At 48.6% G+C, this 22,673-nt stretch carries 18 protein-coding genes; 11 read left to right on the top strand and 7 right to left on the bottom strand.

Features of this window, described 5'->3' with window-relative positions:
• Positions 1-8 precede the first annotated feature (8 nt).
• The 5 genes from NW212_RS07615 (at position 9) to NW212_RS07595 (ending at position 7,932) form a co-directional block, all read left to right on the top strand.
• Positions 9-1,715 carry a RagB/SusD family nutrient uptake outer membrane protein gene (locus NW212_RS07615; protein ID WP_258338051.1) on the top strand — a complete coding sequence of 569 codons (1,707 nt, stop codon included), beginning with the start codon at positions 9-11 and terminating at the stop codon, positions 1,713-1,715.
• Between the two features lie 21 nt (positions 1,716-1,736).
• Entirely contained in the window at positions 1,737-2,993 is a 1,257-nt protein-coding gene (locus NW212_RS07610; RefSeq protein ID WP_258338050.1) for a glycan-binding surface protein, read from the top strand.
• 21 nt (positions 2,994-3,014) lie between these two features.
• The gene (locus tag NW212_RS07605; RefSeq protein WP_258338049.1) at positions 3,015-4,925 is read left to right on the top strand and encodes a DUF4426 domain-containing protein; all 1,911 of its coding nucleotides are present in this window, start codon (positions 3,015-3,017) and stop codon (positions 4,923-4,925) included.
• An 8-nt stretch (positions 4,926-4,933) separates the two neighbouring features.
• Positions 4,934-6,307, top strand: a complete 1,374-nt coding sequence (locus tag NW212_RS07600) for a glycosyl hydrolase (protein WP_258338048.1) — start codon at positions 4,934-4,936, stop codon at positions 6,305-6,307.
• 200 nt (positions 6,308-6,507) lie between these two features.
• Entirely contained in the window at positions 6,508-7,932 is a 1,425-nt protein-coding gene (locus tag NW212_RS07595; RefSeq protein ID WP_258338047.1) for a sialate O-acetylesterase, read from the top strand.
• Between the two features lie 376 nt (positions 7,933-8,308).
• Here NW212_RS07595 and NW212_RS07590 read toward each other — a convergent pair whose 3' ends face one another.
• The 3 genes from NW212_RS07590 to NW212_RS07580 form a co-directional block, all read right to left on the bottom strand.
• A complete protein-coding gene (locus NW212_RS07590; protein ID WP_375337967.1) occupies positions 8,309-9,631 on the bottom strand; it encodes a beta-mannosidase in 1,323 nt (440 codons plus the stop codon).
• 250 nt (positions 9,632-9,881) lie between these two features.
• A complete protein-coding gene (locus NW212_RS07585; RefSeq protein ID WP_258338046.1) occupies positions 9,882-10,892 on the bottom strand; it encodes a GGGtGRT protein in 1,011 nt (336 codons plus the stop codon).
• A gap of 16 nt (positions 10,893-10,908) precedes the next feature.
• A complete protein-coding gene (locus tag NW212_RS07580) occupies positions 10,909-11,610 on the bottom strand; it encodes an iron-sulfur cluster assembly scaffold protein (protein WP_258338045.1) in 702 nt (233 codons plus the stop codon).
• A 354-nt stretch (positions 11,611-11,964) separates the two neighbouring features.
• On the opposite strand from NW212_RS07580, the gene NW212_RS07575 reads away from it, so the two are divergent.
• The 6 genes from NW212_RS07575 (at position 11,965) to ung (ending at position 18,076) form a co-directional block, all read left to right on the top strand.
• Complete coding sequence (locus NW212_RS07575) at positions 11,965-12,492, top strand: DMP19 family protein (RefSeq protein ID WP_258338044.1); 528 nt, start codon at positions 11,965-11,967, stop codon at positions 12,490-12,492.
• A 107-nt stretch (positions 12,493-12,599) separates the two neighbouring features.
• Entirely contained in the window at positions 12,600-13,415 is an 816-nt protein-coding gene (locus tag NW212_RS07570) for a hypothetical protein (RefSeq protein WP_258338043.1), read from the top strand.
• 162 nt (positions 13,416-13,577) lie between these two features.
• Entirely contained in the window at positions 13,578-14,147 is a 570-nt protein-coding gene (locus NW212_RS07565; RefSeq protein WP_258338042.1) for a Yip1 family protein, read from the top strand.
• Entirely contained in the window at positions 14,147-14,608 is a 462-nt protein-coding gene (gene smpB, locus NW212_RS07560; protein ID WP_258338041.1) for an SsrA-binding protein SmpB, read from the top strand. Before NW212_RS07565 ends, smpB begins: the two co-directional genes overlap by 1 nt.
• 33 nt (positions 14,609-14,641) lie before the next feature.
• The gene (gene metH, locus NW212_RS07555) at positions 14,642-17,392 is read left to right on the top strand and encodes a methionine synthase (protein ID WP_258338040.1); all 2,751 of its coding nucleotides are present in this window, start codon (positions 14,642-14,644) and stop codon (positions 17,390-17,392) included.
• Between the two features lie 21 nt (positions 17,393-17,413).
• Positions 17,414-18,076, top strand: a complete 663-nt coding sequence (gene ung, locus NW212_RS07550; RefSeq protein WP_258338039.1) for a uracil-DNA glycosylase — start codon at positions 17,414-17,416, stop codon at positions 18,074-18,076.
• A 132-nt stretch (positions 18,077-18,208) separates the two neighbouring features.
• On the opposite strand, the gene asnA is transcribed toward ung, so the two are convergent.
• The 4 genes from asnA to NW212_RS07530 form a co-directional block, all read right to left on the bottom strand.
• Positions 18,209-19,249, bottom strand: a complete 1,041-nt coding sequence (gene asnA, locus NW212_RS07545) for an aspartate--ammonia ligase (protein WP_258338038.1) — start codon at positions 19,247-19,249, stop codon at positions 18,209-18,211.
• A gap of 257 nt (positions 19,250-19,506) precedes the next feature.
• The gene (gene rfbB / locus NW212_RS07540) at positions 19,507-20,646 is read right to left on the bottom strand and encodes a dTDP-glucose 4,6-dehydratase (RefSeq protein WP_258338037.1); all 1,140 of its coding nucleotides are present in this window, start codon (positions 20,644-20,646) and stop codon (positions 19,507-19,509) included.
• Between the two features lie 61 nt (positions 20,647-20,707).
• Positions 20,708-21,205 carry a metallophosphoesterase gene (locus NW212_RS07535; protein ID WP_258338036.1) on the bottom strand — a complete coding sequence of 166 codons (498 nt, stop codon included), beginning with the start codon at positions 21,203-21,205 and terminating at the stop codon, positions 20,708-20,710.
• Entirely contained in the window at positions 21,202-22,659 is a 1,458-nt protein-coding gene (locus tag NW212_RS07530; RefSeq protein ID WP_258338035.1) for a potassium/proton antiporter, read from the bottom strand. The genes NW212_RS07535 and NW212_RS07530 overlap by 4 nt, the downstream gene beginning before the upstream one ends.
• Positions 22,660-22,673 lie beyond the last annotated feature (14 nt).

Raw genomic sequence — 22,673 nt, 5'->3', positions numbered from 1 at the left:
CGATAATTATGAAACTGAATACTTTTAGATATTGGGCACTGGCAGCAGTTTTCGGGACAGGTCTGACTTCTTGTGAAGACTTCTTAGACCGTCCGGCAGAAGATACCTACAACGTGGACAATTTCTACGCCAATGATGAACAGTGCATCCAAGGAGTCAATCCACTTTACAACTCTCCTTGGTTCGATTTCCAACGTGGATTTTTCCGCATCGGTGAGGTGCTTTCGGGCAATTATTATTGGGGATCATCACCTTATCTGACTTTCACCGTGAACGGTACCGACCAAGAACTGGTAGATATGTCGAACTCCTTGTGGTCGGTCAATGCGTATGCCAATACCATCCGCGAACGTCTTGTCACCGCCAACGCTTCTCCCGAAACCATCAACACGTGCATTGGTGAATGTTTGGTATGGAAGGCCATGGCTTACTTCTACTTGGTACGCATCTTCGGTGCCGTTCCCATCGTGCACAGCAACTCGGAAGACATAGCTGCAGGAAACTACAACGAAAAATACAAAGTACAAGTGCCCGATGTATACGAATATATCATTATGACGTTGGAAAGAGCTATCGAACTGCTTCCACCTACCAACTCCGAAGGGCGCATTGACCAATACACGGCCAAAGGATTATTGGCAAAGGTCTACCTGACCAAATCCGGTTATGGTATGAATGGTTCACGCAACGAAGAAGACCTTCGCCAAGCAGCGGCATACGCCAAGGATGTCATCGACAATTCCGGCCGTCATCTGCTGGAAAATTACTCAGACATCTTCCGCTTGGCAAATAACTTCAATGAAGAATGCTTGCTTTCTTGGCACTGGGTATCCTCGGATGTATGGACCTGCCAAAATCAAATGCAAGCCGAACTTGCCATTGTAGGCTTTGATGAGTTCAATTGTTGGGGCGGGTATAATGGTCCTTCGGTAGACCTGCAGGATGCTTTCGGCGAAAACGCACTCAGTCCGACACGTTATAACGGAGACGCACGCCGCAAAGCTACAATGATGATGTGCGGCGACACCTACGACTATTTCTGGACCGACAAAGGAGGATTCAACTACATCGACTTCTGCTTCAGTCCTACATCAGGAGGTCCGCAACAATACCAAAGCCCTACCGGAGCCAATTCGGTAAAGAATCTGTATGGAGATACTTACGATCACGTGTCCGCAACCGGCGTATCGCCTGCGCAACAACGCAGCAGCCTCAGCACACACCTGCTCCGTTTGGCAGACATCTACCTTATCTATGCAGAAGCTGTAATAGGTAATGCCGGCTCTACAACCGACGCATCCGCCATTGATGCCTTTTATCAAGTGCGCCACCGTTCGGTAAACACCTACGAACGTCCGTCATCCATTACATGGGAAGATGTCTGGAAGGAACGCCGTCTGGAATTGGCGTGCGAAGGAGACCGTTGGTATGACTTTGTACGTTTGTCTTATTACGACCCACAACGTGCCATCAATGAACTGACTAACCAACGTCGTGACGTGTACTACAACCTATCAGACTTGTACGAACAATACTACGAAACAGGATCGTTCACCGTCAATCCCAATGAACACCGCTACAATCCGAACGCAGTGAAACCCAATGTAACCGTATCCAGCTTCACCCTTCCGTTCCCAAGCGAAGACGTAGTGTTCAACCCGCACTTGATGGAAGACCCTATTCATGTGGATGTACGCAGCGAATACAGTTATTAATCCTTTTAAACGAATCAAACAATGAAAACAACAAAATATGTCAAAAAACTGGCTCTATTGACCATCCTCTTTACAGGAGTGGCGATGACATCGTGCGAAGATGAGCCGGACAAATACGAAATAGCCGAAGGGCTGCCTACCGTACATTATGTACGCTTGCCCGACCCGGAAGTGGCAGACTCTCTCATCACAGGATCGTACTTGTCGAACACCATCTGTATTGTGGGCGACAACCTGCGCAGTGTGTATGAGCTATACTTCAACGACCAGAAAGCCATTCTGAACACCAGCCTGATGACCGACCATACGATTATCGTAGATGTTCCCTCAGGAATTCCCAGCGTGGTAACCAACAAGATGTATTTGGTCAATCTCGATAAAGATACAGTGGCATATGATTTCAACATTCAAGTGCCTGAACCGCAAATCACTGCGATGACGAACGAGTACGCTATTCCGGGAACGGAAGTCACCATCAGCGGAAACTATTTCATTGATGACCCGAATGTGCCGCTCACCATTACGATGGGTAATGTACCTGTAACCGAAATCACCAACATCAGCTTAAATGCTGTCAGTTTCGTGATTCCACAAGGAGCATCGACCGGCTATATCAATGCCACCTCCATTTACGGAACTGGACAGTCTACCTTCCGTTATATGGAAAGTAATATATTATTCGACTTCGACAACGATGGCGACGATGCCTTGTACAACTACAACGGCTGGCACGCACCTACCATCGGTATCTTGACAGAGGTCACCCCGATAGACAATAACTACCTGATTTTCCAAGGTAGCTTAGACAACAATACGTGGGACGACAGCCATTTCGCTTTCGAATACTGGCCAAATGGAGACGATGATACTCCTTACCTGAATACGTTGACCGAATTCAATGATTTGGATAACCTGCAATTCAAGTTCGAAGTCAACATTCCAGATGCCTGGAGTGCCTGCGCGATGCAAATCATGCTGACAACCAACAGCGAAGTAAGCGGTTCGAACCAAAACAACAGCTTCTTCCAGAACGAAACTTTCCCACGCGCACTTTGGATTCCGTGGCAGTCATCCGGAAGCTACACCACCGACGGCTGGACTACAGTGACCATTCCATTGTCTGAATTCCGTTTCGGTTCATCCGGAACAGCTATTAACGCACTTTCCTCAACAGATATTACAGGATTGACTATCTTTGTATATGGCGGAGGAGTGACCGGTACGGCATGTAACCCGACTATCTGCATTGACAACGTGCGTATCGTACCTATGTATTAACCTTATTAATATGTATCAACAATGAAAACAAATAGAATCTTAACACTTTGCCTGGCAGGGTTGCTTCTTACGGGAAGCGGTATATCCTTCACATCCTGCCAAGGTGACGATGTAGATACCAACCAATTCACAGGAGGTATCAGCCTGAATGTATTCGGCCCGTGCCCGGTAGCACGTGGAGGAGAACTCCGTTTCATCGGTAGCGGCATGAATCAAGTGACTGCTATATCCATACCCGGATGTGCGGATATCACCGACATACAGGTCATCAGCGACCGTGAAATCCGTGTCACCGTTCCGCAAGAAGCAGAGGAAGGATATGTTATCTTAAAAACACCTGCCGGAGATATACAGACCGAAACCAAGATTACATATACAGAGCCTATTTCGTTGGAAAGTTTCAGCCCGACTAATGTACTTCCAGGAGAAACAATCACTATCACCGGTGATTACCTGAATCTGATGCAGAAAGTGATTTTTGCTGATGAAGTGGAAGTGGATTATACCGATTTTATTGAACATACCCGCCAACGCATTACGCTGACCGTGCCCGAAGAAGCTCAAAGCGGACTCATCATCCTGTCGGATACGGCAGAGATTCCAAACCAAATTTATTCGGAAGAAGAACTGACGGTAATTCTGCCTTCGGTTAATAACGTTAGCCAACTGGACAATGCCAAACCGGGAAATACGGTAGAGATACAAGGACAACACTTGAATCTGGTAAAGCAAGTACGGACCAGTAATGGAAGTGAAGCAGAATTTGTAGTAACAAACGATGAAATACTTCGCTTTGAAATCCCTGCCGATGCAACCGATGGCGAAATGGTGATGGTTCCTGCATCAGGCGTGGAAGTGCCGGTTGCCAATCTGACAATGGCTGTGCCGACCGATGTGCAGGCAATCCCTGCCACCGGACTCCGTGCTGGAAGCACTCTCACCCTGACCGGAAAGAATATGGAATTGATTGCCAACGTGACTTTCCCCAACGTAGCCGAGCCAGTAGCTTTGGCTTCGCAAACCGAAGAACAAGCAACCGTCGTTATGCCCGAAATGGCACAAAGCGGCAACTTAATGCTGAACACCGGAAGCGGAAAGCAAGTAGCCGTAGCTATCGAGACATTGAAACCAGTAGTTAGCGGATATACTCCAACAACTGTTTCGGCAGGTGAAAGCGTAACATTAAGCGGAAGCAACCTTGACCTGATTGCCTCCATTACATTCGGCGATGGAGAAGCAGTTGCGGTTACACCAAGCGCAACGCTTGATATAGAAGTGCCTGTTACCACTGCAGAAGGCGAAGTCGCTGTTACCGTCACCATGACAAACGGGGAAACCGTCGCTTGTCCGACTTTGGATGTGACCAAGCCGCAATGTTGTTACATCACTTCATGGCCTGAAGAAGACATCAAGTCTGGCGCACTGCTTGAAGTAAGCATCGAAAACAGTGACAAGCTAACCTCTGTACAACTGAACGGAAACACCGTACAATATATTGTACGAGATGGAAGCCTTCTGATTTCACTGCCTGCCGACGTATCCGGCGAGGCTACACTGACGCTCGTATCTTCGAATGGCGAAATGCCTTACACCATCAGCATCGCCGACGGAGCAGCCGTAGTCATCTATGCCGGACCTGCCGTGAACGCAGGCAATTGGGAAGGCTATGTGCAATTAGGCAGTGAACTCTTCGCTGACGCGCACGTAGGATCTATCATCACCGTCTACATTTCCAATATCGGAGCAGATGCGCAAGGAGCTTTCCAGAACAGCAGTTGGAGTTCTATTGACCCTGCCTACGATGGATTTGCACTCTCAGGCGATTCGTTTACGATGACCGTAACCGAAAATATTCTAAGCCAAATCCAGTCAGGCGGACTGATTATAAAAGGAAAGAACTATACCATCGAATCAGTTACCATACTTAACTAATGACGATTATGAAAAAACTACATATACTATATGCTTTCGCTGCGGCTGCCTTTTTATTAACCGCCTGCGACACCGACGTAGAACACGACATCGCCCAAGTAGATGCTCCTGTATTCGTTTCGGCAACCCCTGAAACAGGAAGCACCGTAAAAACAGGCAATGTCACCGTCACCCTGCAATACGACAAGAACATCTATTTCGCTTCTGAAGATGCCAGCCAAATCAGCATATCCGATAATGGAACGGTAGTAAGTGCCGATGTCATCGGAGTAAGCAATACACTGACCATCGTGGCAAACTGTCCTAACCGCGGAGCCACTTACACGCTTACCGTTCCTGCAGGACTGGTAACAGGCCCCAACCAAATGCCAGCACCTGAAGTAAGCCTGACACTCAGCACAACCGGACTTAATACCACACCGGTAAATTCGCTGACCGCCGAAGCGCAACAAGTGTACGACTTTTTGGTGGAAAACTTTGAGACACGTACCCTTTCCGCCACAATGGCTGTAGACGGCGTATCGGGACAGACCGGAAGCTGGAATACTGCTGATGCCGAACAAGTGTACCAATGGACCGGGCAATATCCGGCTATGAACTGTTTCGACTACCTGCACTTAGCTGCTTCACCGTCCAATTGGATTGACTACTCCGACATCACTCCTGTGAAAAGCTGGTGGGACAACGGAGGCATCGTGCTCGCCATGTGGCACTGGAACGTTCCAAAAGCTGAAGGTGATACTGATACAAATAACTACACTTCAACCCTAAGCGAAACTGCATTTAACATTGACAACGCCTTTACAGAAGGTACTTGGGAATACAATACCGTGCATGCTGACCTTGCAAAGATTGCCGGTTACCTGAGATTATTGCACGATGCCAACATTCCTGTGATCTGGCGTCCGCTGCACGAAGCTGCAGGAGGATGGTTCTGGTGGGGAAAGAACGCCGACAGCTTCAAAAAACTTTGGGTAGAAATGTTCGACTATTTCGAAACGCAAGGCTTGAATAACTTGATTTGGGTATGGACCAGTGAAACCAACGACACCGACTGGTATCCCGGTGATGAGTACGTGGACATTATCGGGCGGGATCTGTATGGAAACGATGCTGTCGACTGCGCTGCACAATACCGGATCCTCACCAATGACTTCGGCAACAAGATGATTACGTTGAGCGAATGCGGTTATTCGGAATATACCGATTCCACTGTCGGCCTGCTTTCCGAACAGTGGAATGCAGGAGCGCGCTGGTTGTGGTTCATGCCGTGGTACGATTCGGCGGAAAGTACCTCATTTCATGCCGATGAAGCATGGTGGCAGGACGCGATGAATCAGGATTACGTGGTTTCGCGTGACGAGCTTCCGGATTTCAGATAACTTCAAGTGAAAAGTAAAAGGATGGCGGGTTGACGTGTCAAGCAGGTTCCGCCATCCTTTTTTCGTTTCTGTTATCCTTGCAGAAATAGTTTCTGAGGGTGTTCCGATGTTTTCGGAAACATGTGCCTGACGGCAGAATTTATTTTTATATTTGCGTAAAAGAGATTTTATCAATACCATTAAAAACTTTGACATATAATATGAAGAAACTGATTGCAGTCGCGCTGCTGGCATGTGGCTGGGGTGCGGCGGAGGCAAAAGTTACTTTGCCTGAAATCTTGAGTGACAACATGGTGCTCCAGCAGCAGACGGACGTGCGCTTGTGGGGCTGGGCTGCTCCGAATGGGAGCATAACGGTGAAACCTTCGTGGAGCGACAAGGTTTACCGTGCGCAGGCCGACGGAGAAGGCAGATGGATCCTTTCGGTCGCTACCCCTGCAGCGGATTATACTGCGCGTTCCATTGAGATTTCCGACGGAGAACCGGTAGTGCTGAAGAATATACTGATCGGCGAAGTGTGGTTCTGCTCCGGGCAGTCCAATATGGAAATGCCTTTGGCGGGATTTGACAACTGTCCCATCGAAGGAGCGAACGAAGTGATAGCCTCCTCGTCGCAATGGAAAGGAATCCGTGTGGCTACGGTAGAGAAGAACGGCCAGTTGAAGCCGGTCGACCGCTGCAAGGGAGTCTGGAAAGTAAGCAGTCCGGAAAATGCTCCGAGATTCAGTGCTACGGCTTTCTTTTTTGCGCGGATGATGAATCGGGTGCTTGATGTTCCGGTCGGCATTATCAATTGCAGTTGGGGAGGCTCTAAAGTGGAAGGATGGCTTCCTGCCGAGATCGTTTCGCAGTACCCCGATGTAGACCTTAAACGCGATATCCGGAAGGAAGAACCGCACGACTGGTGGCATTACCTGAGTCCGACATTGATGTATAACGGTATGCTGAAACCTCTTCAGAACTATACCATAAAAGGTTTTCTGTGGTATCAGGGCGAATCGAACGTAGGTTCCCACAAAACTTACGGAGAGCGTCTGAAAACAATGGTGGACCTCTGGCGCAAGGAGTGGGGGATTGGCGAACTGCCTTTCTATTTTGTGGAACTGGCTCCGTATGGAAGCTTCGAAGGGACGGGATCGGCTCTGTTGAGGGAAGCCCAGTATAAAGCCCAGTCGCTGATACCGAACAGTGCGATGATTTCAACAAACGATTTGGTAGAGCCTTACGAGGCATGGAATATTCACCCGAAAGACAAGAAGCATGTGGGAGAGCGCCTGGCGTATCAGGCTTTGGTGAAGACTTATCATGTAGGCGGAATCGAGGCCGACAGCCCAGCCTGCAAGTCGATGACGGTGGAAGGAAATGCGGCAATGCTCGATTTTGTTCATGCGGACAACGGATTCAACCGGTTGAAAGGCATGGAAGGATTCGAGATGGCCGGCGAAGACCGTGTGTTCTATCCGGCCCGGGCAGAGGTGGCCGGCAAGAACCGGATTAAGGTGACTTGCGACAAGGTGGCGAAGCCTGTTGCCGTGAGATATGCATTCCGCGATTATTTTCCCGGAAATGTAGCCAATCTGCGCGGTCTTCCGCTGATACCTTTCCGTACGGACGATTGGGAATAATAAAAAAAGAGCCGCATCCGGCATTTGTCCGGAGCGGCCCTTTCTGATTATAAAAAACCTCTCTCTTTTTCTTGCTCAAGTCAGCTTATCTTCTGTCATACTGACCGTACATTGCTTTTGCGCTCCATTCCAAATTCTTTCTGATGGTGCGGAGCAAACTTTTTACCTCTTTCATAATACCTAAAGTTTAGTTTTGTTATCCTTAAAAATGCTGCCTTCTTGTGTGAAGGACGCTTTGTTTGTGTTTGTTTATATGTTTTACAGCACAAAAATAAGGCCGTTTTATGAATTGTCATCAGAAAGGGAGAGAAAATTTGCATTCTCCCCTTATTTCTTGATATGTATCAAAGAGGAGAGGGTGATGCTGTCCATTTTGTCAGTCGGCTTTTTCTCCGGAACACTTTCCGACAGCCTCGTTTGCCTGCCGGATCAGCCTGATTGTAGTAGTGTCGGACGAGAATACCGAATTTAGCCCTTGCGCTTCTTGCGCCGGGTCGCCGGTATAGTCATCTCCCGGCTTCCAGAACGAGTGAGAGGCAGACAATGTTGCATTTCCTCCCCACGCCCAGAAGTTGCATCCCGCAAGAAGTCCTCCGGTGCGGGCATTTTCGCTTACCAGACTGAAGATGAAGCTGTAGTAGTCGTCACGTGCGGTTACTGATGCTTCTTTGTTGAAGCGGAAGCCGTCGCGGGGATATCCGAACTCTTCGATGACGATCGGCTTGCTGTATTTGCGTGCTATGGCGAGATGCTCATCGATGTATGCTTTTGTTTCTTTCCTGGCAGAGTCAAGACATTCTGTCAGCCGGTCTTCTTTGGCCCATCCCCAGTTGTATGGCCAGATGTGGATGTTCATGTAGTCAACATGCCCGTCGGCATGGATTTTCTCAAACAGTTGCAAATCTTCTTCGCATCCGTGTTTCCCTTCGCTTCCGGTAGAAATGAGCTGATTGGGTGCCAGCGAATCAATCAGTGCAGCTGTTTCTCCGATCCATTGCGCAAAAGCGTCTTTGTTTTCCGGTGAGAAAGCTCTTGGCTCGTTTCCTATTTGCCACGACATTACGGTGGGATCGTCCGTATATTTCACTCCCGTATAGCGGTTGGTACGTGTGATGATGTTTTTTACATAATTGGCGAACAGTTTTTTTGCCTTTTCAGATCGCGGGAACTGCTTCACATAATCCATGTATGCCGGCCATCCGTCTACTGCCGGAACCGGTGCCTTGCCGTGTCCTGCCCATTCCAGGTATTGTCCGTATCCTCCGCTCCATTCCCAGGAGTTGTTGAGATAGAGCACAGCCAGCATGTCCCGTTTGCGCATTTCTGCCAGCAGATAGTCAAGTCCGGCCAGAATGGTGTCGTTGTATACGCCGGGAGCTGTCTGCAGGGTGGGTTCTACTTTGGCGGGCACTCCGCGTCTGCCGTCAGATCCTACCAGAATCCGCAGGTTGTCTACGCCCATCGACTTGAGCGAATCAAGTTCGGCTGTCAGGCGCATGCGGTTTCCTCCTGTTCCTTCAGAACCAAGGATAGCGCCATACCAGAAGTTGGCTCCCACATAATAATACGGTTGGTTGTGGCGGATAAACTGTCCGTCTTTGACTGAAACGAAAGGGCTTCCGTCGTTTGCCTGTTTGGGTGATGAGCATGACAATCCTGCCACACATGCCATCACGCAGAAAAAGATTTGTTTCCTCATGATATAAAGGTTAAGTGTTTTGTGGGTAAAGTTAGGCGAATGTGCCTGGATTGTCTTCTACTTTCTTATCAAAAACTGATACTATGCTGCCGGGGGTGAAAAACTAAGGCCGTTATGCGTGCTGTCGGCGGCAAGGCTATATGTGATGTATACAAACGCTTGTTGGAATCCTTATTCGGCAGCCGGAAATAAAAATCCCCGTAACCTTTAGAAGTTACAGGGATTTATTATGCTGATTAATTAGTCAGAATTACTTGTTCAGAGCCAGAGCTACGTTAACGGCGCAAGCTACAGTACATCCTACCATCGGGTTGTTTCCGATACCCAGGAATCCCATCATTTCTACGTGAGCGGGAACTGAAGAAGAACCTGCGAACTGAGCGTCTGAGTGCATACGTCCCATGGTGTCGGTCATACCGTAAGAAGCAGGACCTGCAGCCATGTTGTCAGGGTGAAGTGTACGTCCTGTACCGCCACCTGATGCTACTGAGAAGTAAGGCTTGCCAGCAAGTACACGTTCTTTCTTATAGGTACCTGCAACCGGATGCTGGAAGCGTGTCGGGTTGGTAGAGTTACCTGTGATAGATACGTCTACGTTTTCGTGCCACATGATAGCTACACCTTCGCGAACGTCGTCGGCGCCGTAGCATTTTACTTTAGCGCGCGGACCGTCTGAATACGGAGTTTCCTTCACGATATTCAGTTCGCCGGTGAAGTAGTCGAACTTAGTCTGCACATAAGTGAAGCCGTTGATGCGGGAAATGATCATGGCAGCATCTTTGCCCAGACCGTTCAGAATGCAGCGCAAAGGGTTCTTGCGAACTTTGTTTGCCATTTCTGCGATCTTGATGGCACCTTCAGCGGCAGCGAATGATTCGTGGCCTGCCAAGAAGGCGAAGCACTGGGTTTCTTCGCGGAGCAGACGGGCAGCCAGATTGCCGTGTCCCAAACCAACTTTACGGTCGTCAGCCACAGAACCCGGGATGCAGAATGCCTGCAAGCCGATACCGATAGCTTCGGCAGCGTCAGCAGCGTTCTTGCAGCCTTTCTTCAGCGCGATGGCGCAACCTACCACGTAAGCCCATTTTGCATTCTCGAAGCAGATGCCCTGTGTTTCCTGACAAGTCAGATACGGGTCAAGTCCTGCCGCGTCACAGATTGCGTTAGCTTCTTCAATGTCTTTGATACCGTTTTCGTTCAATGCAGCAAGAATCTGCTTCATGCGACGGTCTTGACTTTCAAACTGTACTGGTCTAATCATAATCTGTGTCCTCCTATTATTCTTTACGTGGGTCAATATATTTAACTGCGCCTTGTTCGGGCTTGAAGCGGCCGTAAGTTCCGGTAACGGCTTTCAACGCTTCGTTAGCGTCTACACCCTTCTTCACTTGCTCCATGAACTTGCCCATGTGAACAAATTCGTAACCGATCACCTGATTGTCTTTGTCAAGAGCCATGCGGGTGATGTAGCCTTCAGTCAGTTCGAGGTAACGGGTGCCTTTGGCTTTTGTTCCATACAGCGTACCTGTCTGGCTGCGGAGGCCCTTGCCCAAGTCTTCCAGACCTGCACCGATCATCAGACCGCCTTCAGAGAAAGCCGACTGAGTACGTCCGTAAACGATTTGCAGGAACAGTTCGCGCATGGCAGTGTTGATAGCGTCGCAAACCAGGTCGGTGTTCAATGCTTCCAGAATAGTCTTTCCCGGCAGGATTTCAGATGCCATAGCCGCAGAATGAGTCATACCTGAGCAACCGATAGTTTCTACCAGACATTCTTCGATGACACCTTCCTTCACGTTCAGTGTCAGTTTGCAGGTACCTTGCTGCGGAGCGCACCATCCGATACCGTGTGTCAAACCTGAGATGTCTTTGATTTCTTTTGCCTGAATCCATTTCCCTTCTTCGGGAATCGGAGCGGGACCGTGATTGGGTCCTTTTGCGACACAACACATGTGTTCAACTTCGTGTGAATAAGTCATATTCCTTACGTTTAGTTAGTAATAAAAATAAGTGTTCGTAAACCACTGATCAGAGAATGCTTTCCCCAATTCGCACGCAAAGTTACTCCTTTTATTTCAGTTCTGCAACGAGGCGGACCTAACTTTTTGTTGCATTTTAATGATATTTTTCTAGTAATTCTCTGTTTTGTAAAGTCCGGTTGCCAAATCGTTTCTCTGTATGGTATTTTCCTTGTATATTTGCCGTGGATTTCTTTATCTTCAGTCTGGAGATATGCATATCCAGCTTGGAGATATATGTCTTTAAACTGAAGATGCACATCTCCAGTCTGGAGATTGAAAATGTATGCCGGCGAATGTTAGTAAAAAACGATTATGGAAAAGAACGGAATTGTGATCAGTGACTCGGCCCTGCGCGAAGGGGCGGAGAAAGGAATGGATGCTTTTTTGCAGGTGTTCATCGATGCCTATCTGAAGGTTATGGAAGGAGAAGGTTTCGATGCGGAGAAAATGCACAGGCTCAACGGCTGGCAGCATGCGCTGCTGAGCTATCATTTCTTCAGACAGGAAGTGCTGGAGGGAGGCTTTGTGCAGCTTATACAGAACGGTTTCGGACCTTATATCTATGACAATCCTTTTGCGAAGGCGATGCGTCTGATGGGGCTGAAAGAGTTTGCGAAAATGATTTACGCCACCAAGGAGATTTATGACGAACATCGGGCCGATCTGGAAAAAGACTGTACGGAAGAGGAGTTTATGGCCATGTACGAACAGTATGAGGCGTTCGATGACTTTGAGGACGAGTTTATCAGTGAAGAGGAGGAGATTACGGAACAGATAGCGCGCTACGTAGACGGGCATATCGGAGATTTTGCGGAGATAAGCCAGGATGACGGCGAATAGAGCCGTTTTTTTATGTTAAAAATTCCGGGCGAGTGCAGTGCTTTCGCTTTGTTTGCATTTATTTTATAAACGATTATCTAAAAACTATAAAAACAGAATTGAAGAACATGAAAAGATTTAAGTGGGCGGCTCTGGTTGCCGCAATGGTGTCTATGGTGGGGTTTACGTCGTGTCTGAATAATGACGATGATGGTACGCGTACCACTTTGGGGTATTTCCGTGCTGTGGGGAATTATGGCGCAGTGTATTTTCAAGACATGTATGATTTCAAATATCAGCCGACAACTTCCCTTATGGATAGTCCGACGTCCGAACTGGCTTTTTTGTATTTTACCTATAACCAGAACGACATTACGCAAGGAGCTACGAGCATCGACATTACGCTGTTGCAGAATCCGACTTATCTGAAACGTCTTTATGTCGGCACCACCCTTCCGGATGAGAAAGAAACGGTGTCGTTGGTTGATCTGAGCAGCGCCAATGGAGGAATTTGGGGCGTAAATGAATTCCTGGTATTGTCACCGACCTATTTGCTGAAATCGGGAACAACTGATGAAAATCTGACTGAAGAGCTTGCAAACCATCGTCTGGAAGTGTACTATGATGCAAATGAGAACACCAATACAAGCACGCTGACTCTTAATTTGCGGTATACGATAAGTGGGGCGACCGCGCCTGAAGAAGGCTCTGATGCAGAACATTGGGCTGATGAATACACGGTTCCTTATACGGACGCCGTATACGTAAGACTTTCAGACGTGATATCTCAGTATCAGGCAAATAACTCGGGAAACGATCCGGAAAAAATTGTTGTGGAATACGAAGACTACAATGGCTCTGGCAGTGTTCCTACTATGGATCCCGACAAGAAACTCAGCAGGACTATTTCTTACGATTGGGTTAAGGTTTCGGATGACCAGTGATCCCATTCCAGTGAAAAATCTGGAAGCCGCGTCAAACTGAAAAAAGTTTAAAACTGTGCCGTTTTCAGTTTGATGCGGCTTCTTTTTTCTTGGAAAGAATACTTTTTTATACCTTTGTAGTTCATTTCTTGTTTGACCGATTGAAAACGAAAGATATAGAACATGGATTATAAGGATTTGTTCAGAAAAATAGCATTGCTGCTTTCGAATCCCTCCAGGTTTTGGGGCGAAACAGACGGCATGTGCAGCCGGAATGTACAGATGGATTTCGTGTATCCGCTGATCGGCCTGTGTGGGCTGGCAGAGTTTGCCGGCACATTCATCCATTATGACGGCGCTGCCGGCGAACTTTTCCAGTGGGCACTGATGCGCTGCTGTGCCGTGGCCGTTGCTTTGTTCGGAGGCTTTTTTCTGGCTGCCTACCTGGTGGAAAGAATTTGCGGTCGATGGATGCCGAAGAATGTTTCCAGGAGCGACATTCAGACTTTTGTGGGCTATTCCATGGTTGTGATTTTTGTGCTCGACATTGTGTGCAGCTTTTATTCGATCCTGATCTTGCAGTGGATTCTGCAGCTTTATACGATTCTGATCGTGTTTGAAGGCGCGAGAAGGTTCTTGAAGGTGGACGAGGAAAAACTTACGCTTTATACGGTGGCAGCTTCTGTTGTCATCTTGCTTTCTCCTGCCTTGATTGAATTTATATTTAACAAACTGACTGTAATACTGAACTGATGAAAGAGAAGACGAACAATAATGTCAATATAAAGAATAAGCGTGCATCGTTCGACTACGAATTTATTGACACCTATACGGCGGGCATTGTTCTGACGGGTACTGAAATCAAATCCATCCGTCAGGGAAAGGCAAGCCTGGTGGATACCTACTGCTTTTTCTCAAAAGGAGAACTGTGGGTGAAGAACATGCACATAGCCGAGTATTTCTACGGCTCGTACAATAATCATCTGGCCCGCCGTGACCGCAAGCTTCTCCTCACAAAGAAGGAACTCCGAAAGCTGGAACGCACCTCGGCTGAACCCGGATTTACCATTGTGCCTGCACGTCTGTATATCAACGAGAAGGGACTGGCGAAGGTAGTTGTCGCATTGGCCAAAGGTAAAAAGCAGTACGACAAGCGGCAAACGTTGAAAGAGAGAGAAGACAAGCGGATGATGGACCGTATGTTCAAACGTTGACCGGGATTTTCTTCTTCCAAAACATACAGAAATATGCCAACAATACAGGAACAGATAAACGGACGCATACTGGTGCTCGACGGGGCAATGGGCACAATGATTCAGCGGTATAACTTGTCGGAAGCGGATTTCCGTGGAGAACGTTTCAAAGATGTGCCGGGAATGATGAAAGGAAACAATGACTTGCTCTGCCTCACTCGCCCTGACATAATAGAAGAAATTCATCGCAAGTATCTGGAAGCGGGGGCGGATATCATCGAAACGAACACGTTTAATGCCACTTCGGTGTCTATGTCGGATTATCACACGGAAAACTGCTGCCGTGAAATCAATCTGGAGGCTGCGCGTCTGGCACGCCGTGTGGCGGATGAATATACTGCCCGCACGCCCGGCAAACCCCGTTTTGTCGCTGGTGCGGTCGGACCTACCAACAAGACTTGTTCTATGAGTCCGGATGTGAACAATCCGGCTTTCCGCGCCTTGACTTTCGACGTACTGCAAGCGGCTTATCGCGAACAGATGGAGGCTTTGCTTGAAGGCGGGGTGGATGCAATTCTGATTGAAACTATATTTGATACGCTGAATGCGAAAGCCGCTATTGCTGCGGCCGAATCAGCGATGCAGAAAACGGCGCGGAAGGTTCCGCTGATGCTTTCCGTCACGGTTTCGGATACGGGCGGAAGAACGCTGTCCGGCCAGACGCTTGATGCGTTTTTGGCTTCCGTACAGCATGCCGGCATTTTTTCTGTCGGTCTGAACTGTTCGTTCGGAGCCCGGCAGCTGAAGCCGTTCCTGGAGCAGCTGGCACGCCGCGCTCCTTATTATATCAGCGCTTACCCCAATGCGGGCCTCCCCAATTCGTTGGGCGAGTACGATCAGACTCCCGAAGAAATGGCCGCAGAGATAAAGGAATATATAGATGAAGGGCTGGTGAACATCGTAGGGGGGTGCTGCGGTACGACGGAAAAATATATTGCGGCCTATCAGCCGCTGGTGCGTGGAGCACGTCCGCATGTTCCGGTTCCCAAGCCGGAAACCTTGTGGCTTTCGGGGCTTGAATTGCTGGACGTTACTCCTGAAATCAATTTTGTGAATGTGGGCGAGCGTTGCAATGTGGCAGGTTCGCGCAAGTTTCTCCGGCTGGTCAACGAAAAAAAATACGATGAAGCTCTTGCCATCGCACGCAAGCAAGTGGAAGACGGAGCGCAGATTCTGGATGTGAACATGGATGACGGCTTGCTGGATGCAGTTGCCGAGATGACAAACTTTCTCAATCTGATGGCTTCTGAACCGGATGTGGCCCGTGTGCCTGTGATGATTGATTCGTCTAAGTGGGAAGTGATCCGGGCTGGGCTGAAGTGCGTGCAGGGAAAGTGTGTGGTTAATTCCATTTCGCTGAAAGAGGGTGAAGAAACATTTCTGGAACATGCCCGCGAAATCAGGCGGATGGGAGCGGCTGTGGTAGTCATGGCTTTTGATGAACGGGGGCAGGCAGATACGTTTGAGCGTAAGATTGAAGTTTGCGAACGGGCTTACCGCCTGTTGGTCGGTAAGTTGGATTTCAATCCGGTTGACATCATTTTCGACCCGAATGTCTTGGCTGTTGCTACAGGCATTGAAGAGCACAGCAATTACGCGGTTGACTTTATCAAGGCGGCCGGATGGATACGCAGGCATTTGCCCGGAGCGCATGTCAGCGGAGGGGTGAGCAATCTCTCGTTTTCTTTCCGGGGCAACAATTACATCCGTGAGGCTATGCATGCAGTGTTTCTTTATCATGCTATCCGCGAAGGCATGGATATGGGAATAGTCAATCCGGGTACCTCTGTACTCTATACGGATATTCCGGCTGATGTGCTGGAGCGTATTGAAGATGTGGTGCTGAATCGCCGCTCCGATGCGGCCGAGCGTCTGGTGGAGGTTGCCGAGCGGCTGAAAGCGGAGAGGGACGAAGCGGGAAGCGTAGGTGCACAGACCCATCAGGCATGGAGGGAAGACACCGGAGTTGAAGAACGTCTGCAATATGCCTTGGTCAAAGGTATCGGTGATTATCTGGAAGAGGATCTTGATGAGGCGCTGGCAAAGTATCCGAATGCGGTAAGTATCATCGAAGGACCGCTGATGGATGGCATGAACAGGGTAGGCGAACTGTTCGGTTCCGGCAAAATGTTTTTGCCGCAGGTAGTAAAGACAGCCCGCACGATGAAAAAAGCCGTGGCCTTTCTTCAGCCTTATATTGAGGCGGAAAAGCAGGAAGGTGCCCGAAAGGCAGGAAAGGTGCTGCTGGCAACGGTGAAAGGGGACGTGCATGATATCGGAAAGAATATTGTATCGGTTGTGATGGCCTGCAATAATTATGAAATTGTTGATTTGGGTGTGATGGTGCCGGCAGAAAAGATTGTGGAAACGGCAATCCGTGAGCGAGTGGACATTGTGGGGTTGAGCGGATTGATTACTCCGTCGCTTGAAGAAATGGTGCATGTAGTCGGTGAGATGCAGCGTGCAGGTCTGCATATTCCGGTAATGATCGGAGGGGCTACGACTTCCAAGCTGCATACAGCCTTGAAGATTGATCCTGCTTATGGCGGTACGGTCGTTTATTTGAAAGACGCCTCTCAGAATGCACCCGTTGCGGCGCGTTTGCTGAATCCGGATACGGCAAAACATTTTGCGGAAGAGCTTGCGGCTGAATATGAGCGGCTGCGTGAAAGTAACTGTATGAAAACGGTAAGTACCGTTTCGTTGGAAGAGGCGCAGAAAAACCGGCTGAATCTTTGGGACTGAAACTTTTAATACTGGCAGTATATGAATGTACAAATCGAAGAAGGATGGAAACGGGTTTTGGCTCCGGAATTTGAAAAGCCTTATTTTAAAGAGTTGACCGATTTTGTCAGGCAGGAATATCGTGCCACCACAGTATATCCCCCGGGGCGGCTGATATTCAACGCATTCAATCTTTGCCCTTTCGACAAGGTGAAGGTTGTGATTATCGGTCAGGATCCGTATCATGGGCCGGGACAGGCTCATGGATTGTGCTTTTCGGTGAATGATGGCATTCCTTTCCCTCCTTCGTTGCAGAATATATTCAAAGAAATTCATGACGATTTGGGTATGCCGATTCCTGCGAGCGGGAACTTGACAAGATGGGCAGAGCAAGGGGTGCTTTTGCTGAACGCTACCTTAACAGTGCGTGCCCATCAGGCTGGCTCTCATCAGGGGAAAGGCTGGGAGATTTTTACCGATGCGGTAATTCGTGTGCTCGCTGAAAGCCGTGAGCATCTTGTTTTCATCTTATGGGGATCATACGCTCAGAAAAAAGGTGCCTTTATCGACCGGCAAAGGCATCTTGTACTGACATCCGTACATCCTTCTCCCTTGTCGGCCTATCACGGTTTCTTTGGAAACAAACACTTCAGCCGGGCCAATGCTTATCTTGTAGAGCATGGAGAAAAGCCCATACAGTGGTAGTCCCGGAAGCGGATTGAAGCAGAACAGAAACTCAAATGCAGAAACGCAAGGCTGCAAAACGCTGTTTGTGACCTTGTGTTTCTGCATTCAGTTTGTTTGTCGGTTTTTTCTATTTTGCGGTATAATGTGTTGTTAGATCAGCTGCATGCCCAGTTTTTCACATTCCTTGCGCATGTCTTCCGGCCATATGCTTGCCTGAATTTCTCCGATATGTCCTTTTTTGAGATAGAGCATGCAGAGGCGTGACTGTCCGATACCTCCTCCGATTGTGAGAGGCAGCGTTCCTTCCAGCAGGCGTCGGTGGAAATACAGTTTGGTGCGTTCTTCTTTTCCGGCCAGTTCCAGCTGCTTCAGCATTGCTTCCTTGTCTACGCGTATACCCATTGATGAGATTTCAAAGGCACGTCCCAATACGCTGTTCCATACCATCAGGTCACCGTTCAGTCCCGGCAGGCCGGTCTTGGGATCGATCGTAGTATAATCGTCATAGTCCGGAGCGCGCAGGTCGTGCGGTTGTCCGTTGCTCAGCTTGCAGCCGATACCGATGATAAACACGGCACCGTAACGTTCGGTAATGAGGTTTTCACGTTCTTTTGCCGTTTTGTCGGGGTACATCTGCAGCAAGTCTTCTGCATGGATGAAATGCACGTCATGTGCAAGGAAAGGGGTGATTTGCGGATACATTTCACAGATCATGTATTCGGTGCGCCGCATGGCAGCATAGATGCGAGTGACAATGCTTTTCAAGAATTCAACAGTGCGTTGTTCGGGAGTGATTACTCGTTCCCAGTCCCACTGGTCAACATAGAGCGAATGGATGTTTCCGAGCTCTTCATCTGCCCGTATCGCATTCATGTCCGTGTATATGCCGTATCCCGGTTCGATTTTATAATCGGCCAGTGTCAGCCGTTTCCATTTTGCAAGCGAGTGCACTACTTCAGCTTCCTTATCTCCCAAGTCTTTGATGGGGAAAGTAACAGGGCGTTCCGTTCCGCTGAGGTCATCGTTGATGCCCATTCCTTTCAGTACGAAAAGCGGTGCCGTTACACGGCGCAGGCGGAGTTCGGATGACAGGTTCTGCTGGAAAAACTCCTTTATTTGTTTAATGCCCAGCTCGGTTTGTTTCATGTCGAGCAATGGCTTGTAGTTCGCAGGTTTTATAAGATAGCTCATACTTCGGTTTGTTTTGTTATTATTGTATATGTTTGGCAAAGATAGCCTTATTTTGTAAATGTGCAATATGTTTCTTTGGAAAACTTGTCAAAATGATTGTTCTTCTGCTGTGATAGCGTTATTTTGAAAAGCGTTTGTTGTCTGCTTTTATTTCATGGATTGCTGTTGCCCATAGGGCAGATGCGCAAAAAAATAGCCTGCCGTTCTCACTTGACAGACGGCAGGCCTTGATTCATTTTTTTTACCGAAAAGCAGGCTTATCGGTTCTTGTACATATTTTCGTAGTAATTCTGATAGTCACCGCTCGTTACGTTCTTCACCCATTCCTGATTGTCCAGATACCATCTGATTGTCTTTACGATTCCGTCTTCGAATTTGGTTTCGGGATACCAGCCTAATTCATTCTTGATTTTTGTCGGGTCGATGGCATAACGCTGGTCATGTCCCAAGCGGTCTTTTACAAATGTAATCAGCGAATCGTTGATCCAGTCGATATTGATTTGTCCGTCGGAGCCGATTTCTTTTTTCTTGAGTACAGAACGGTATGCCGGCTCTTCTGTCATCAGACGATGGATGGTGGCGATTGTCAGTTTGACGATTTCTATATTTTGTTTTTCGTTGTGTCCTCCCACGTTGTATATCTCCCCGTTGCGTCCGTGCTGGATTACCATGTCGATGGCTTTGCAGTGGTCTTCGACATACAGCCAGTCGCGGACATTGGTCCCGTTGCCATAAACCGGAAGACGTTTTCCCTCAAGAATGTTCTTGATTATCAGCGGTATCAGTTTTTCAGGGAAATGGTAAGGGCCGTAGTTGTTTGAGCAGCGTGTAATGGTGACCGGCATCTTATAGGTGTCGCGATAAGCCTTTACGATAAGGTCGGCGCTGGCTTTTGAGGCGCTGTACGGGCTGTGCGGGCAGATTGGAGTTTCTTCAGTGAAATATCCTTCATCTCCCAGCGAGCCATAGACTTCATCCGTTGAAACCTGATGATAGCGCACACCCTTTCTCCATGTGGGATAGCCATATTCATCCTTGCCTGTCACCCACGCACGGCGGGCTGCGTCAAGCAGGTTTTGAGTGCCGAGAATGTTGGTCTGCAAGAACAGTTGCGGATTTTCTATGCTGCGGTCAACGTGGCTTTCTGCTGCAAAGTTCACGATGTAGTCAAACTTGTATTCGGCAAACAGCTGGTCGGCCAGATTGCGGTCGCAGATATTCCCTTTGACGAAATAACAGCGTTCGTTGTCAATGTCATCGGCAATTGTTCCCAGATTGCCGGCATAAGTCAATGCATCAAGAACCACCACTTTTATGTCATCGTATTTTGCCAGGATGTATTTGATATAGTTGGCACCGATGAATCCGGCCGCTCCTGTTACAAGATAAGTTTTCATAATTTGGTCTTTAATTTATCGCCGCAAATTTCGGAAAGTTTTTTGAAAGTGACAAGTTTTTTTATCTTTTATCATTCAGTTCGATGACTTCCATATCTGAGAAATTTCCGTTGTCAACGGTGAAACGAACCAATGTTCTTGCCTTATGGAACCCATAGATGCCCGCCGCTCCCGGATTGATGTGCAGCAGTCCGAGCGTCTTGTCAAATTTTACTTTCAGAATGTGCGAGTGTCCGCTTATGAACAGTTTGGGCGGGTTGGCGAAAAGCTGCCTGCGTATTGAAGGGTCGTATTTCCCCGGATATCCTCCGATGTGTTTCATCAGCACGGTGGCTCCGTCTACGCTGAACCGAGCTGTTTCGGGATACCGGATGCGTATGTCTTGTCCGTCAATGTTGCCGTATACGGCGCGTAGCGGACGGAAGGCCGCAAGGCGTTCGGCGATTTCAAGCGAACCGATGTCGCCTGCGTGCCAGATTTCGTTGCAGCTGTCAAAATATTTCAGATAGCGTTCGTCCCAATAGCCGTGGGTGTCGGATAAGAGTCCTATTCTTGTCATGCCTGTTCTTTTTTGTTTTCGGATATGAGCAGCAGCTTGTCGCCCGGATGCAGTTCCAGCTGCCCGTTGGGGATGATGAATTCGCTGTCCCGTTTCACCAGCATCACGAGTGTTCCCTGCGGGAGCTTCATGTCGGCCAGCCTGTTCCCTTTCTGAAGCATCTCTGTTGTCAGGGTCAGATCATTGAGCGACGAGTCGATTTCGTCCGGCAATTCTACGCCGAACTCGTTTCCTTCCTTCTCTGCCGGAAGGTCAAGGTGGAGTATCCGTGCCGTTTTGGCAATGCTCATCCCCTGGATAATCAGTGAGAGCAGCGTGATGAAGAACACGATGTTGAACAGTTGCTGCGACCCTTCGATTTCTGCCAGAACCGGATAAGTGGCGAATATGATGGGAACAGCGCCGCGCAGTCCCACCCATGATACAAACAGGCGTGCCTTGTTGGTCAGTTTTCTGAACGGAAGCAGGCATAGAAACACGCTTATCGGGCGTGCCGCAAGGATCATGAAAATGCCGATGAGCATTGCTACCGCAGCTATGTCGAGCATTTCATGCGGATTGACCAGCAGTCCTAGCGTGAGGAATACGATGATCTGGAACAGCCAGGTAAGTCCGTTCATGAATGTGCTGATGTCTTTCCGGAATGCCAGCCGTGCGTTTCCTACAATCATTCCCATAATGTATACGGCCAGGTATCCGTTGCCTTTGAGCTGGTCGGTTACGGTGAATGTGATGAATACCAGGCTGAGCAGCAGGATCGGATAGAGCGAGCTGTTTGAGAGGTTGATCTTGTTTACCAGCCACACGGAGAAGCGTCCGGCGGCGTATCCGATCACGCCTCCGAAGAAGAACTGGATGAGCAGGTCTTTTCCTACAATCAGAAAGTTCAGGTCGTTTCCGCTGGATATGACCTGGATGAGGATGATGGTAAGCATGTAGGCCATCGGGTCGTTGCTTCCGCTTTCCAGCTCGAGCATGGGCCGGAGGTTCTGCTTCAGATTCATGTTCTGTGAGCGCAGAAGATTGAACACGGAGGCAGAGTCGGTTGACGACATGGTGGCGGCCAGCAGCATCGAAGTGAGCAGAGGCAATTGGATGTTGGTGTTGTCCCATCCCGAAATCCAGTAGATGAACGCTCCGGTGAGCAAAGTGGTCAGGAGCACGCCTAACGTAGACAGTACGATGCCGGGCTTGAGTACGGGACGGATGTCGGCGTACTTTGTGTCCATGCCTCCTGAAAAGAGGATGATGCTCAACGCTATCATTCCGATGAACTGGGCGTCGGATGCGCTGTGGAACTGCAGTCCCAGTCCGTCACTTCCGAACAGCATGCCTACAACGAGGAAGAGCAGCAAGGTCGGTATTCCGAACCGGTAGCCCGTCTTGCTGATAAGGATACTTGAAAGAATCAGGATGGAGCCGATAAGAAGAATGTTTTCTGCCGTAAATATCATGGGCTTGAGTTTTT

This window comes from Bacteroides sp. ET225 (assembly GCF_024733745.1).
Classification (GTDB): Bacteria; Bacteroidota; Bacteroidia; order Bacteroidales; family Bacteroidaceae; genus Phocaeicola; species Phocaeicola excrementipullorum.
Note: the sequence above shows the minus strand (reverse complement) of the source record. Positions and strands in the feature narration are given on the sequence as shown.

Bases quoted from the DNA above. Each gene is read 5' to 3' on its own strand.
- asnA (WP_258338038.1), bottom strand. From the start codon at position 19,249: ATGAGCTATCTTATAAAACCTGCGAACTACAAGCCATTGCTCGACATG.
- NW212_RS07610 (WP_258338050.1), top strand. From the start codon at position 1,737: ATGAAAACAACAAAATATGTCAAAAAACTGGCTCTATTGACCATCCTC.
- NW212_RS07590 (WP_375337967.1), bottom strand. From the start codon at position 9,631: ATGAGGAAACAAATCTTTTTCTGCGTGATGGCATGTGTGGCAGGATTG.
- NW212_RS07575 (WP_258338044.1), top strand. From the start codon at position 11,965: ATGGAAAAGAACGGAATTGTGATCAGTGACTCGGCCCTGCGCGAAGGG.
- NW212_RS07600 (WP_258338048.1), top strand. From the start codon at position 4,934: ATGAAAAAACTACATATACTATATGCTTTCGCTGCGGCTGCCTTTTTA.
- ung (WP_258338039.1), top strand. From the start codon at position 17,414: ATGAATGTACAAATCGAAGAAGGATGGAAACGGGTTTTGGCTCCGGAA.
- NW212_RS07585 (WP_258338046.1), bottom strand. From the start codon at position 10,892: ATGATTAGACCAGTACAGTTTGAAAGTCAAGACCGTCGCATGAAGCAG.
- NW212_RS07535 (WP_258338036.1), bottom strand. From the start codon at position 21,205: ATGACAAGAATAGGACTCTTATCCGACACCCACGGCTATTGGGACGAA.
- NW212_RS07595 (WP_258338047.1), top strand. From the start codon at position 6,508: ATGAAGAAACTGATTGCAGTCGCGCTGCTGGCATGTGGCTGGGGTGCG.
- rfbB (WP_258338037.1), bottom strand. From the start codon at position 20,646: ATGAAAACTTATCTTGTAACAGGAGCGGCCGGATTCATCGGTGCCAAC.
- NW212_RS07530 (WP_258338035.1), bottom strand. From the start codon at position 22,659: ATGATATTTACGGCAGAAAACATTCTTCTTATCGGCTCCATCCTGATT.
- NW212_RS07605 (WP_258338049.1), top strand. From the start codon at position 3,015: ATGAAAACAAATAGAATCTTAACACTTTGCCTGGCAGGGTTGCTTCTT.
- NW212_RS07615 (WP_258338051.1), top strand. From the start codon at position 9: ATGAAACTGAATACTTTTAGATATTGGGCACTGGCAGCAGTTTTCGGG.
- NW212_RS07570 (WP_258338043.1), top strand. From the start codon at position 12,600: ATGAAAAGATTTAAGTGGGCGGCTCTGGTTGCCGCAATGGTGTCTATG.
- NW212_RS07580 (WP_258338045.1), bottom strand. From the start codon at position 11,610: ATGACTTATTCACACGAAGTTGAACACATGTGTTGTGTCGCAAAAGGA.
- metH (WP_258338040.1), top strand. From the start codon at position 14,642: ATGCCAACAATACAGGAACAGATAAACGGACGCATACTGGTGCTCGAC.
- NW212_RS07565 (WP_258338042.1), top strand. From the start codon at position 13,578: ATGGATTATAAGGATTTGTTCAGAAAAATAGCATTGCTGCTTTCGAAT.
- smpB (WP_258338041.1), top strand. From the start codon at position 14,147: ATGAAAGAGAAGACGAACAATAATGTCAATATAAAGAATAAGCGTGCA.